The organism is Variovorax sp. NFACC27, from assembly GCF_048301545.1.
GTDB lineage: Bacteria > Pseudomonadota > Gammaproteobacteria > Burkholderiales > Burkholderiaceae_C > Variovorax > Variovorax gossypii.
On record NZ_CP157613.1, the window covers coordinates 5,310,028 to 5,322,911 of the forward strand.

A 12,884-nucleotide genomic window follows, 5' to 3' on the forward strand; every position below is an offset into this window, starting at 1 on the left:
CTGATCTTGGAAACCAGCGATGGTCGGCGTTTGAGGCATATGATTCAAATGAAACCTTTTGCCCATTCGATTGAATATTTTTCATGCAGCAATCGATTCTTGAAATTCGCCACCTGCGCACGCTCATCGCTCTGCGCGACACCGGCAGCCTCGTGCGCGCGGCTCAACTCCTCAACCTCACGCAGTCGGCGCTGTCGCACCAGATCAAGCTGCTCGAAGACCGCTATGGCGCGCAGCTCTTCGAGCGCAAGTCGGTGCCGCCGCAATTCAGCACCACCGGTCTGCGCCTGCTGCAGCTGGCCGACGCCGCCTTGCCGCTGGTCGAGGAAGCCGAGCGCGACGTAGCGCGGCTCGCGCTGGGACGCAGCGGCCAGCTGCGCATCGTGGTCGAGTGCCACACCTGCTTCGACTGGCTGATGCCGGCCATGGACGCCTTCCGCCAGCGCTGGCCGGAGATCGAACTCGACATCGTCTCGGGCTTCCACCCCGACCCCATCGCACTGGTGATGCAGAACCGCGCCGAGGTGGCCATCGTGTCCGAGCAGGACCCCGGCGAAACCGTGGACTACCACGCGCTGTTTCGCTTCGAGATCATGGCGCTGCTGGCCAACGACCATCCGCTGGTGGCCAAGGCGTACCTCACGGCACGGCACTTCGCCGACCAGACGCTCATCACCTACCCGGTGCCCGACGAAATGCTCGACATCGTGCGCCAGGTGCTCGGCCCCGCGGGCGTGGAGCCCGCGCACCGCCGCACCACCGAGCTCACGGTGGCAATGCTGCAGCTGGTGGCGAGCGGACGCGGCGTGGCGACGCTGCCTCTGTGGGCGGTGCAGAACTACCTCGACCGCGGCTACGTCACGGCGCGCCGCGTGGGCAGCAAGGGGCTGACCGGGCGGCTCTACATGGCGTGCACGCAAGGCACGTCCGCACAGCCATGGCTCGCCGACTTCGTGCGCATCACGCGCGAGAGCTGCTTCAAGAGCCTGCCGGGCATCGAGCTGCTGTAGCGCAGGCGCGGCAGAATCGCCCGCACACCCACCCGAGGAACACAGAGGAAGAACCGCATGGCTCTGAGGAAGAAAGGCCGCTACTGGTACGGCGACGGCCCCGAAGACACGCAAGTCGAGGTGCAGCGCTACAGCAAGTCCAACGCCTATGTCGCCACGCGCTTCGCCGCGTCGGCATGCACCTGCGGCCATCGCTCGTTCAGGCTCGAAAGCGACGAGGAAGCAGGCGCGGCACGGCGCACCTGCACCGCCTGCGGCGGCGTGCACCTGATGGGCGACAGCGCCGAATACGCGGACGAGGCCGAGCTCGAGGGCCACGAATGCGTCTGCGGGGAGGAGACCTTCGAGCTGCTGTCGGGAGTGACGCTCTACACCGACAGCAACGACGTGCGCTGGTACTACCTCGGCTGCCGCTGCACCAGCTGCAGCCTCGTCGGTGTCTTTGCCGACTGGAAGTGCGAAGGCGGAGACGCCGACGCCTTCCTGGCCGCCGTCTGAGCGCCGCTGTCGCGCATCGCCTCGGCGATCCAGCCACGGAAGGCCGCCACCTTCGGGCGGTCATGGCTTGCCTGCGGGTACACGAGGTAATAGGCGAAACCATCGAGCAGCGCGGCCTTGAAGAGCCGCACCAGCCGCCCCTCCGCCACGTCGTTCGCCACCAGCGCCGCCGGCAGCAGGCCCACGCCCTGCCCCGCCTGTATTGCGCCCAGCAGCAGGCCGGCATCGTCGAACGACGGCCCGCGCACGGGGCCGGTATCCGCCACGCCCTGCGCCGCGAACCACAGGCGCCAGCCCTTGCGCTGCGCGTCGTTCACGCGCGGCCAGCGCAGCAGATCGGCCGGCTTCGCGGGCTTGCCGAGTTCGGCCACCAGCGAGGGCGAGGCAACGGGCACCATCTCGACCGTCAACACGAGCTGGCCGGCGAGCCCGGGGTACTGGCCCGTGCCATGGCGGATGGCGACGTCCACGCCATCGCGCGCGAAATCGGCCAGCGTGTTGCTCGCCTGCACCTGCAGGTCGATGTCGGGATGCGCGTCCTGGAACGACTTGAGGCGTGGCACCAGCCAGGCGGAAGCGAAGAACGGCGTGGTGCTCACGGTGAGCAGGCCGCTCTCGGCCGGCACGGCCAGCTTCTGCGTGGCGTCGCTGATCTGCCTGAACGCGTTGCGCACCGGCGGCAGGTAGGCCTGGCCCGCGTCGGTCAGGAAGATGCCCCGGTTGACGCGGCGAAACAGCTGCACGCCCAGGTGCAGCTCCAGCGTCTTGACGAGCTGGCTCACGGCGCCCGGCGTCACGCAGAGCTCGTCGGCCGCGTTCTTCACCGAAAGATGGCGTGCCGTGGCCTCGAAGGCGCGCAGCGCGTTGAGTGGCGGTAGCTGGTGTTCCATCGTTTAGCCAAACTGATTCGAACGGAGCAGAAATTCTGGTTTGTGCCGGAAGCCGCGAAGCAGGAACATCGGCTTCAGCGTGGCCAGAGCGAGCCTCGTAGGCTTAGATATTTTGATCCAGACACCCGCATGACGAACACCCCCTCTCCCTCACAGGGCGCAAGCCTCTTCCGCGGCTGGCTGGTGGTCGCGGGTGCCTTCGCCGTGACCTTCGTGGGCTTCGGCTGCGCCTACACCTTCAGCGCCTTTCTCGAATCGCTGCAGAAAGACTTCGGCGCCTCGCGCGGCTCGGTCTCGCTGGTGTTCTCGCTGGCGGGCTTTCTCTACTTCGGCCTCGGCGTGCTCAGCGGGCCGCTGGCCGACCGCTGGGGCTCGCGGCGGCTGGCCGTCGCCGGCATGGTGCTGGTCGGGCTGGGCCTGGGGCTCGCGGGGCAGGCGCGCAGCCTGACGCAGATCTATCTCGCCTACGGGCTGGGCGTCGGGCTGGGAGTGGGCGCCTCATACGTGCCGGTGCTCGGCGCGGTGCAGCGCTGGTTCGTCAGGCGGCGCGGCTTCGCCTCGGGGCTGGCCGTGAGCGGGATCGGCGTGGGCACGCTGGTGATGCCGCCGCTGGCATCGCTCTTCATCGAGACGCTGGGCTGGCGCCACGCCTACCTGGCGCTCGGCATCCTGGCCGTGGTGGTGGGCGTAGGCATGTCGCTCTTGATCGAGAACGATCCGCGCGATCGCGGACTGGGCCCCGACGGCGACCCGCCGCAGCCTCTGGCCGCATCGGCCAGGCCCGAGGGCTTCGCGGTACGCGACGCCGTCCGCTCGCGCCGCTTCGCCGGCCTCTACGTGGCCTGCCTCATCAGCTCGTTCGGCCTCTTCGTGCCCTTCGTGCATCTCGTGCCCTATGCGCTGGACCATGGCGTGCCCGGCGGCTCGGCGGTGCTGCTGCTGGGCGCCATCGGCGTGGGCAGCACGGCCGGGCGCTTCTTCCTTGGCGGGCTGGCCGACCGCATGGGCCGCGCGCAGACCATGCTGCTGATGTCGACCGGCATGGCGCTGTCGCTGCTCGTGTGGGCCGCGTCCAGCGGCTTCTGGGGACTGGCGGTGTTCGCCTTCTTCTACGGCGCGTTCTACGGCGGCTTCGTCGCGCTGTTGCCGGCGCTGGTGATGGACTACTTCGGCGGGCGAAACATCAGCGCGATCATCGGCGTGCTCTACACCAGCGTGGCCTTCGGCACGCTGGTCGGCCCGGCCGCGGCGGGCTACGCCTTCGACCTCAGCCGCAGCTACCTGCTGCCGATCCTGTTCAGCGTGGGCGCCAACCTGGTGGCGGCAGCCATCATGTGGACGATGTCGCGGGCGGATGCTTCCGCCCCTGCAAAGCCTGCCACGGCGGGCCCGGCGCGGAGTACAGTGCCGCATGACCCAAGCACAGCCCGCCGCTTCTAGCCCGCCACCCGTGTCGGCGGCCCCTGTCGAGATCACGGAGAACCAGGCGATCATGCGCGCCTGGGTTCTTTTCGCCGTGTTGTTCGTGGTGGTGATCGGCCTGCTGTGGGCCGTGCAGTCACGCTACGGCTGATCACCACCGACGCCCGGCTCGACGCCTGGTTCAGGGCGCCTTCTTCTGCACCAGCTTCAGCACGCTCGAGAAATCGAGCGCGCCATGGCCCGCGAGGCTGTGGGCCGCATACAGGCTGCGTGCCAGCCCGCCCAGCGGCGTGGCCGCGCGCACGGCGGTGGCGTTTTCCTGGGCCAGCCCCAGGTCCTTGAGCATCAGGTCGGTGCCGAAGCCGCCGGCATAGTTCTTCGAGGCGGGCGAGGTTTCCATCACGCCCGGCATCGGGTTGTACTTCTCGAGCGCCCAGTTGCCGCCCGAGCTGCGGCGCATGATCTCCGACAGCACCTTCGGATCGAGCCCGTTGGCCACGCCCAGCGCCAGCGCCTCGGAGGTGCCGATCATCAGGATGCCGAGCAGCATGTTGTTGCAGATCTTCGCGGTCTGCCCCGCGCCGGCCGCGCCGGCATGAAAGATGTTGGCCCCCATCTTCTCCAGCACCGGACGGGCGCGCTCGAGGTCCTGCGTCTCGCCGCCGACCATGAAGGTCAGCGTGCCTGCGATGGCACCGCCGGTGCCGCCCGAAACGGGCGCATCGATCATCGCGATGCCCTTGGCCGCGGCGGCCTCGGCCACCTTGCGCGACGTGGCCGCCGCGATGGTGCTGCTGTCGATCACCAGCGTGCCGGCACGGATGCTGTCGAGCAGGCCGGGCTTGCCGGCACCACCCAGGAACAGGCCCTCGACGTGCGCGCTGGCCGGCAGCATGCTGATGACGACCTCGGCATCGGCCGCCGCTTCCGCCGCCGACTTCGCAATGGGCAAGCCATCGGCGCCGAACTTCTTGCAGGCCTCGGCCGAGAGGTCGAAGGCGCTGAGCGTATGGCCTGCCTTGAGCAGGTTCATGGCCATCGGGCCGCCCATGTTGCCCAGGCCGATGAATGCGATCTTCATGTGTCTTGTCTCCGTTGTTCTGTGCAGGAAGTAGTGAGGGTCAGGCCAGCGACGCCAGCTCCGCCGGCATCTCGCCGCGCGGACGCAGGTGGTCTTCGATGAAGGCTGGCGTGATCTCCTCGAGCGTGGCCGGGTTCCAGCGCGGGTTGCGGTCCTTGTCGACCAGCACCGCGCGGATGCCCTCGGCGAAGTCCTTGTGCGCGCAGAAGCCCAGCGAGGCCCAGTACTCGAGGCGGAACACCTCGGCCAGCGACATGCGCAACACGCGCTGCCACAGCTCGAAGCTCAGCGCGGCCGAGCTCGGCGCGCCCTTGGCGAAGGTCCTGGCGGCGGTCTGCAGCCATGCGTCGTCGCTCTGCAGCTCGCTCAGGCGCTTCGCGATGTCGAGCAGATCGTCGCCGGCCATCAGGGCGTTGATGGTGTCGTAGTGCTCGCGCACCTTCGAGGCGGGCATTTCGGTGCCTTCGCCCGCCTTGGCGAGGATGCGCGACAGCGTGGCACGGTCGGCCTTCTGCTCGCCCGCCCACTGCGTCGCGGCGATGGCTTCGAGCACCTCGCCCTTGCGCTCCTGCGGCACCAGCACATCGGCCAGCCCGCAGAAGATGGTGTCGGCCGCGTTGATGTTCGCGGCGGTGAGCGCCAGGAACAGCCCCGTGCGGCCAGGCGTGCGGCGCAGGAACCAGCTGCCGCCCACGTCGGGGTACAGGCCGATGTTGATTTCGGGCATGGCGATGCGGCTCTGCAGCGTCATCACGCGATGCGAGGCGCCGGCCAGCAGGCCCACGCCGCCACCCATCACGATGCCGTGGCCCCAGCACAGGAAGGGCTTCGGGAAGGTGTGGATCAGGTAGTCGAGCTCGTACTCCTCGCGGAAGAAGTCCTCCGCGTAGGTGTTGCGCGCGGGGCCGCAGTCGAGCAGCGTCTGGTAGAGCTGGCGCAGGTCGCCGCCGGCGCAGAAGGCCTTCTCGCCCGCGGCCTGCAGCAGCACGCCGACGATGCCAGCGTCATTGGCCCATTCGCGCAGCTTGGGCGTGAGCAGGCGCACCATGTCCACCGACAGCGCATTGAGCGAAGCCGGTGCGTTGAGCGTGGCCACTGCGAAGCGCTGGCCGCCGGCGGTCTTGATTTCGTCGAAGAGAACTACGTTGTCTGTCATTGTCTTGAGGGGTTCCGGATGCGGGGCTTCAGCGGATGTCGCTGTCCCCTTCCAGCAATTTTCGCGCAACGATCACGCGCATGATCTCGTTCGTGCCTTCGAGGATCTGGTGCACGCGCGTATCGCGCACAAGGCGCTCCAGCGGGAACTCGCCCAGATAGCCGTAGCCGCCGTGCAGCTGCAGCGCATCGTTGCAGACGTTGAAGCCCGCATCGGTCGCGAAGCGCTTGGCCATCGCGCAATAGGTGCTGGCGTCGGCATGGCCGGCGTCGAGCTTGGAAGCCGCGAGCCGCACCATCTGCCGCGCCGCGACCAGTTCTGTCGCCATGTCGGCCAGCTTGAATTGCAGCGCCTGGAAGCTCGCGAGCGGCTTGCCGAACTGCTGGCGCTCGTGCAGGTAGCGGCGCGCCGCGTCGAGCGCACCCTGCGCCGCGCCCACCGAGCAGGTGGCGATGTTGATGCGCCCGCCGTCCAGCCCCTTCATGGCGATGCGGAAGCCCTCGCCCTCCTTGCCCAGCAGGTTCTGCGCGGGAATGCGCACGTTGTCGAAGTTGATGGTGCGCGTGGGCTGGCTGTTCCAGCCCATCTTGTGTTCCTTCTTGCCGTAGCTGATGCCCGGCGCGTCGGCCGGCACCGCGAAGGCCGAGATGCCGCTCGCGCCCGCACCGCCCGTGCGCGCCATCAGCACCAGCACGTCGGTCGAGCCCGCGCCCGAGATGAAGGCCTTGCCGCCGTTGATGACGTACTCGGCGCCCTGCAGTTCTGCACGCGTCTTGAGCGAGCCTGCATCCGAACCCGCACCGGGCTCGGTCAGGCAATACGACGCGAGCTTGCGCCCGCTCGTCAGCTCTTCGCCCCACTGCTGCGCAACCGCATCGGTCGCCCATGTGCCGAGCATCCACGTCGCCATGTTGTGGATCGTGATGAAGGCCGTGGTCGACGGGTCGACCGCGGCCATCTCCTCGAACACCAGCGCGGCGTCGAGGCGCGGCAGGCCGAGGCCGCCGATGCGCTCGGGCGCGTACAGGCCGCAGAAGCCCAGCTCGCCGGCCTTGGCGATCGCCTCCTTCGGAAAAACGGCCTCCGCGTCCCATTGCGCCGCGTGCGGCGCGAACTCGGCCTGTGCAAAGGCCCGCGCGCTCTCGGCGAAGGCGCGCTGCTCTTCGGAAAGTTCGAAGTCCATCCGCCGGACTTCTTACTTCAGGCTGATGGTCGTGTTCACGCCATGCGAGACGGTGCTGTCGTCGAACCAGCGCGCCGTCACCGTCTTGGTCTGCGTGTAGAACAGCACGACCTGCTTGCCGTACGGGCCCAGGTCGCCGAGCTTCGAAGCGCGCGAGCCGGTGAACGAGAACATCGGAACCGGCACAGGAATCGGGACGTTGATGCCCACCTGGCCCACGTCGATGTCTTCCTGGAAGCGGCGCGCCGCCGCGCCCGACTGCGTGAAGATCGCCGTGCCGTTGCCGTTCGGGTTGCTGTTGATCAGCTCGATGGCCTCGTCGATGTTCTCGGCATCGGCAACGCAAAGCACGGGGCCGAAGATTTCCTGGTCGTAGATCGTCATGCCGGGCTTCACGCCGGTGAAGATCGTCGGGCCGACGAAGTTGCCCTTCTCGTAGCCGGGCACGGTAGGCTTGCGGCCGTCGAGCACGAGCTTGGCGCCGTCGGCCTCGCCGCGCTCGATCAGGCTGCTCACGCGGTCGTAGGCTGCGCACGAGACCAGCGGGCCCACGTCCACGCCCTTCTCCGTGCCGGCGCCGACCTTCAGCGTCTTCGCCTTCTCGATGAGCTCGGGCACCCAGTTGCGCGCCTCGCCCACCAGCACGGCCACCGACACCGCCATGCAGCGCTGGCCCGCGGCGCCGAAGCTCGCGCCGGCCAGCGCGTTGAGCGTCTGCTCCTTGTTGGCGTCGGGCATCACGATGGCGTGGTTCTTCGCGCCCATCATGCATTGCACGCGCTTGCCGGCCAGCGTGGCGCGGTTGTAGACGTGCGTGCCGACCTTGGTGGAGCCGACGAAGCTGATCGCCTTGATGTCCTTGTGATCGCAGATGCCGTTGACGACCGCTTCGCCGCCGTGCACCACGTTCAGCACGCCGGGCGGAACGCCGGCTTCGAGCGCCAGCTCGCACAGGCGCATGGTGACCATCGGATCCTGCTCGGAGGGCTTCAGCACGAAGGTGTTGCCGGTGACGATGGCCATCGGGAACATCCACAGCGGGATCATGGCCGGGAAGTTGAACGGCGTGATGCCGGCGCACACGCCCAGCGGCTGCAGCAGCGTGTAGGTGTCGACGCCGGTGGCCACGTTGTTGGCCAGCTCGCCAAGCTGCAGGTTGCCGATGTTCGAGGCATGCTCGACCACTTCGAGGCCGCGGAACACGTCTCCTTCGGCGTCCGGTAGCGTCTTGCCCTGCTCGGCCGTGAGGATGGCGGCGAGCTCGCCCATGTTCTCGCGGATGAGCTGCTGCAGCTTCAGGAAGATGCGAGCGCGGGCGCCGATGGGCGTCTTGCGCCAGGTCTTGAAGGCTTCTTTCGCGGAAGCGACCGCGGCGTCGAGTTCGGTCTGCGTGGCGAAGGGCACGCGCGCCAGCACTTCCTGCGTGGCCGGGTTGACGACGTCGCGCCATTCGGTGGTCTTCGATTCGACCAGCTTGCCGCCGATCAGCAGCTTGACGGTGGCGACCTGGGTCGAGGGCGTGGTGGTGGCGTCCATGGGGTTTGTCTCCTGTGAATCCTGTGAAATCGGGCGCCCGGCATTGCCGGTTCGGTCATGCATCCTAGCTTTGCAGATTTGCCATGACAATAGACAAATATGCGCGGCGGCTTTGCAAAAATGCAGAGCCCGGAATCGGGGAAACGAAGGCACATGGACTGGGACAACCTGCGGTACTTTCTGGAGCTCGCCCGCTCGGGCACGCTGATGAGCGCGGCGCGCCGGCTCGAGGTGGACCACACCACCGTGGCCCGCCGCATCCAGGCGTTGGAGAAGGAAGTCGGTGCCCCGCTTTTCTCGCGCGAGGCAGGCGGCCACCGGCTCACCGAGGCGGGCCGGCGGCTGCAGCCGCAGGTCGAAGCAATGGAGAGTGCGTTCCAGGCCGTGGAAAGCACCGCGCCCGCCTCGCAGGAGGGGCTCTCGGGGCTGGTGCGCATCGGCGCCACCGAAGGCTTCGGCACGGTGGTGCTGGCGCCGCAGTTGGCGCTGTTCGCTGTGCGGCACCCGAAGCTCACCATCGACCTGCTCGCGATGCCCCGGCTGGTGCACCTGTCGCGGCGCGAGGCCGACATCGTGATCTCGCTCGAACGCCCGGCGCGCGGCCCGGTGGTGGTCGCCAAGCTCACCGACTACACGCTGCGGCTCTATGCGTCGAAGCAGTACCTGTCGGCGCACAAGCCCATCCGCACGCGCGAAGACCTGCGCGGCCACACCTTCATCAGCTACGTGGACGACCTGCTCTTCAGCAAGGAGCTTCAGTACCTCGACGAGCTGCACCGCCCCGACGCCTTCGCGCTGCGCAGCACCAGCGTGCTCGCGCAGCACAGCGCCGTGGCGGCGGGCGCGGGCATCGCGGTGCTGCCGGCCTTCATCGCGGAACACGACGCCGCGCTGCGCCCCGTGCTGCCGGGGCAGGCGAATTTCACGCGGACCTTCTGGATGTCGATGCCGGCGGAAACCAAGCACCTCGCGCGCATGCAGGCGGTGTGGAACTTCCTGCGCGAGACGGTGCAGGAGCGGCAGCCGCTGTTGCTGCTGACGCCACCCGGCGAAGAGAATGACGCGAGCGGCACCTTGCAACGACTCACCCGCCCGCGCAAGCCATCCCCCTGACAAGCCACGGAAGCCCGACACGGAGACACGCCCATGCCACGCCATCGCCCCGCCCGCCTGGAACACATCGCCGGCATCGGCGTCGACCGCATGGGCGCCATCGCCGACGACGCGGACGGGCCGCCCTTCCTACGGCTCGAGAACCTCGACGTCGACATTCCGCCCGACGCAGAAGCCATCGCACGCACCGTGCACGCCGCCTCGTTCGACCCGGACAACAGCTACCTGCCCTTCGTCGGCCAGTCGCGCCTGCGCGACGTGGCGGCGCGCCATGTGTCGGCGCTGTCGGGCGTGGAGTACAGCGGCGCGCGCAACTGCGTGATCTCGGCGGGTGGGCTCTCGGGCATCCTCAACGCGCTGCTCGCCACGGTCGAGGTGGGCGACGAGGTGCTGGTGACCGACCCGACCTACGCCGGCCTGCTCAACCGCATCCGGCTAGCGGGCGGCACGCCGAAGTACGTGCCCTTCGGCTTCACGCCCGGCGGCGAATGGAAGCTCGACCGCGCCGCACTGCAGGCCGCTGTCGGCCCGCGCGTGCGCACGATGCTGCTGATGTCGCCGTCGATGCCCACCGGCGGCTGCTTCGACGAGGACGACTGGCGCGCCATCGCGGCGCTGTGCGTCCAGCACGATCTCACGCTGATCCTCGACAGCGCCATGGAACGCCTGCTCTTCGATGGCCGCAAGCTCATCCACCCCGCGGGCCTGCCCGCCATGGCCGAGCGCACCATCACCGTGGGCTCATCGGCCAAGGAACTGCGCATGATCGGCTGGCGCGTGGGCTGGACGGTGGCACCGGAAAGCTACATGCCCGACCTCGTGGCCGTCTCGCTGGCCAACGTGGTGGTGCCCGTCGGCATCGCGCAGGATGCTGTGGCTACGGCGCTGGAGCAATCGCCCCGCGCGCTCGCACCCTACGTGGCCGAGCTGGAACGGCGGCGCGACACGCTCCTCGACGAACTCAGGGGCCTGCCGGTCGGCGTGCCGGGCGGCGGCTGGTCGCTGCTGCTGCGCACGAGCGACTTCGGCATCGACGGACAGACGCTGTCGGAACGCCTGCTGAAGCACCGTGTCTGCGCCACCGCGATGAAGGGCTGGGGCGAGACGCATGGGGCGCAGTACCTGCGCTTCGTGTTCTCCAACGAGCCGGTGGAACGGCTGCGCGGGCTGGGAGACAAGGTGCGGGCCGCGCTGGGCGCCTAGCGGCTCATGAGAAGAGGCGTTTCAGGAAGCTCTTGCCGGCCGCCGGTTCGGCGGAAGCCACGGCCTCGGACTGTTCGAGCAGTTCGACCAGCCCTGGCACCCGCGGCTTCCTGAGCCATCGTGCAAAGGCCAGGTAGCTTTCCGCCTCGCCTTCGATGCGCAGTTGCTCGGGCATGGCGGGACATGGTGCGGTGCCCAGCAGCACACGCAAGGCTTCGAGCTGGTTCATGCGGATTGCGCTGAGGAGCGCGGTTTCGCCGAGCGACGGAATGATGTCGTTCGGCCCCGCGAGTCCACCGTCGAGCAGGGACCTGATCGCGGCCGCATCTCCCTTGATCGCCGCGGCTCCCAGGGCCTCGAGCGCCGCGAGCCTTTCGGGCGACAAGCTCGCCGCGTAGGCGTCGTCGCGCTTGTCGTCCTCGCTGCGCGCATCGCCGCCGTGCATCGTCATGAAGTCGGTCACCAGCGCCACCGGCTCGCCGGCGGCGTCGAGCGCCCAGAAGCTCGGATAGCTGCCGTCACCCCAGCCCGAGCTGAAGATCAGCACGTTGTTCGCGCTGCCCTCGCCCAGGGGATAGTGATTCGCCATGTCCTTGGAGCCCAGCTCCTCGTCGAGCACGTCGTCGTAGTAGCTGACGTAGTCGGGGTTGGCCGATGACTCGCGCGCCTCGCGCTCGGCGATGGCCGCCGCGCAGTCGGCATCCATGAAGCAGCCGACGCCGGCATCGACCGGGTAACCGTAGAACTCGTCGTCGCCCAGGTCGTCCTGCGACTGCCCGTCGAGCAGCGCGGGCTCCCACCGCAGGTTTGCAGGCTGCAGTCCGCCGCGCTCGCGCAGCCAGAGCACCGCCAGGGCATGACGGCCTTCATGTTCCAGCACCTCCGCGGCGAAGGCGCCGCGACCGCTCACGCTGCGAACGAAAGGCTCGCGCTCGGGCTGCACCAGCGGATCGCAGGCCACGATGCGGCCGCTGGTGACATGGAGCGACCCACAGGGCTGCCGCTGCAGGCGTCGCACGCGCAGCGCCTCTTCGTCGAGAAAAATGGAGCGAAGGTTGTCGAGGTCGAGGTAGGCCATGCGCGCAGTGTCTCACCCCCTCATGACAAAGGGCCGCGAAAGCGGCCCTTGCGTACTGCCGGTTGCTGCTGCCCTTACTGGATCAGCTTCGCGCCCGTCTTGGCCTGCAGCGCGTCGAAGGTGACGCCCGGAGCCAGCTCGACGACCTTCAGGCCTTCGGGTACCACGTCCATCACGGCCAGGTCGGTGATGATGCGGTCGATCACGCCCACGCCGGTCAGCGGCAGGGTGCACTTCTCGAGGATCTTCAGGTCCTCGGTGCCGTCCTTCTTCTTGGCCACGTGCTCCATCAGCACGATCACGCGTTTCACGCCGGCCACGAGGTCCATCGCGCCACCCATGCCCTTGACCATCTTGCCGGGGATCATCCAGTTGGCGAGGTCGCCCTTGGTGCTGACCTGCATGGCGCCCAGGATCGACAGGTTGATCTTGCCGCCGCGGATCATCGCGAAGCTGTCATGGCTGCCGAAGATGGCCGAGCCGGGCAGCGTGGTGACGGTCTGCTTGCCGGCGTTGATCAGGTCGGCGTCGACCTGGTCTTCGGTCGGGAACGGGCCGATGCCGAGCATGCCGTTCTCGCTCTGCAGCCACACTTCCTTGTCGCCGGTGTGGTTGGCCACCAGCGTGGGAATGCCGATGCCGAGGTTGACGTAGAAGCCGTCTTCGAGTTCTTGGGCGGCGCGGGCCGCCATCTGGTCTTGGGTCCAGGGCATC

The 12,884-nt window shown here is 68.3% G+C and carries 13 protein-coding genes; 6 read left to right on the forward strand and 7 right to left on the reverse strand.

From position 1 onward, the window contains the following. The first annotated feature begins 83 nt into the window (after positions 1 to 83). Together ABL840_RS24835 and ABL840_RS24840 are read left to right on the forward strand one after the other, a co-directional pair. Positions 84 to 1,010: a LysR family transcriptional regulator gene (locus tag ABL840_RS24835; protein WP_093306578.1), complete on the forward strand. Its 927-nt coding sequence runs from the start codon at positions 84 to 86 to the stop codon at positions 1,008 to 1,010. A gap of 57 nt (positions 1,011 to 1,067) precedes the next feature. Beyond that, complete coding sequence (locus ABL840_RS24840) at positions 1,068 to 1,508, forward strand: hypothetical protein (RefSeq protein ID WP_093306580.1); 441 nt, start codon at positions 1,068 to 1,070, stop codon at positions 1,506 to 1,508. Here the strand turns inward: ABL840_RS24840 and gcvA are convergent. Continuing rightward, on the reverse strand, positions 1,409 to 2,398 hold the full coding sequence (gene gcvA / locus ABL840_RS24845) for a transcriptional regulator GcvA (RefSeq protein WP_093306581.1): 990 nt from the start codon (positions 2,396 to 2,398) through the stop codon (positions 1,409 to 1,411). The two genes, ABL840_RS24840 and gcvA, sit on opposite strands and share 100 nt — an antisense overlap. Positions 2,399 to 2,527: 129 nt before the next feature. On the opposite strand from gcvA, the gene ABL840_RS24850 reads away from it, so the two are divergent. Then, positions 2,528 to 3,838: an MFS transporter gene (locus ABL840_RS24850; RefSeq protein WP_093306583.1), complete on the forward strand. Its 1,311-nt coding sequence runs from the start codon at positions 2,528 to 2,530 to the stop codon at positions 3,836 to 3,838. After that, a complete protein-coding gene (locus tag ABL840_RS24855) occupies positions 3,810 to 3,971 on the forward strand; it encodes a hypothetical protein (RefSeq protein WP_176947600.1) in 162 nt (53 codons plus the stop codon). The genes ABL840_RS24850 and ABL840_RS24855 overlap by 29 nt, the downstream gene beginning before the upstream one ends. 30 nt (positions 3,972 to 4,001) lie before the next feature. Here the strand turns inward: ABL840_RS24855 and mmsB are convergent, their stop codons facing one another. The 4 genes from mmsB to ABL840_RS24875 are packed head-to-tail and all read right to left on the reverse strand — an operon-like array spanning position 4,002 to position 8,776. After that, positions 4,002 to 4,901 (reverse strand): 3-hydroxyisobutyrate dehydrogenase, encoded by a 900-nt coding sequence (gene mmsB / locus ABL840_RS24860; RefSeq protein ID WP_093306584.1) that lies wholly within the window; start codon positions 4,899 to 4,901, stop codon positions 4,002 to 4,004. A 40-nt stretch (positions 4,902 to 4,941) separates the two neighbouring features. Beyond that, the gene (locus ABL840_RS24865; protein ID WP_093306586.1) at positions 4,942 to 6,057 is read right to left on the reverse strand and encodes an enoyl-CoA hydratase/isomerase family protein; all 1,116 of its coding nucleotides are present in this window, start codon (positions 6,055 to 6,057) and stop codon (positions 4,942 to 4,944) included. 28 nt (positions 6,058 to 6,085) lie between these two features. Then, positions 6,086 to 7,240 (reverse strand): acyl-CoA dehydrogenase family protein, encoded by a 1,155-nt coding sequence (locus tag ABL840_RS24870; protein WP_093306588.1) that lies wholly within the window; start codon positions 7,238 to 7,240, stop codon positions 6,086 to 6,088. A gap of 12 nt (positions 7,241 to 7,252) precedes the next feature. Then, positions 7,253 to 8,776 carry a CoA-acylating methylmalonate-semialdehyde dehydrogenase gene (locus tag ABL840_RS24875; RefSeq protein WP_093306589.1) on the reverse strand — a complete coding sequence of 508 codons (1,524 nt, stop codon included), beginning with the start codon at positions 8,774 to 8,776 and terminating at the stop codon, positions 7,253 to 7,255. A 153-nt stretch (positions 8,777 to 8,929) separates the two neighbouring features. Here ABL840_RS24875 and ABL840_RS24880 point away from each other — a divergent pair, with 153 nt between their 5' ends. Continuing rightward, positions 8,930 to 9,889 (forward strand): LysR family transcriptional regulator, encoded by a 960-nt coding sequence (locus ABL840_RS24880; RefSeq protein WP_093306591.1) that lies wholly within the window; start codon positions 8,930 to 8,932, stop codon positions 9,887 to 9,889. A gap of 33 nt (positions 9,890 to 9,922) precedes the next feature. After that, positions 9,923 to 11,092, forward strand: a complete 1,170-nt coding sequence (locus tag ABL840_RS24885; RefSeq protein WP_093306593.1) for a pyridoxal phosphate-dependent aminotransferase — start codon at positions 9,923 to 9,925, stop codon at positions 11,090 to 11,092. Between the two features lie 4 nt (positions 11,093 to 11,096). On the opposite strand, the gene ABL840_RS24890 is transcribed toward ABL840_RS24885, so the two are convergent. Beyond that, the gene (locus tag ABL840_RS24890) at positions 11,097 to 12,170 is read right to left on the reverse strand and encodes a DUF4241 domain-containing protein (protein ID WP_093306595.1); all 1,074 of its coding nucleotides are present in this window, start codon (positions 12,168 to 12,170) and stop codon (positions 11,097 to 11,099) included. A gap of 74 nt (positions 12,171 to 12,244) precedes the next feature. Then, positions 12,245 to 12,883 carry a 3-oxoacid CoA-transferase subunit B gene (locus ABL840_RS24895; RefSeq protein WP_093306597.1) on the reverse strand — a complete coding sequence of 213 codons (639 nt, stop codon included), beginning with the start codon at positions 12,881 to 12,883 and terminating at the stop codon, positions 12,245 to 12,247. Between the last annotated feature and the right edge of the window lies 1 nt (position 12,884).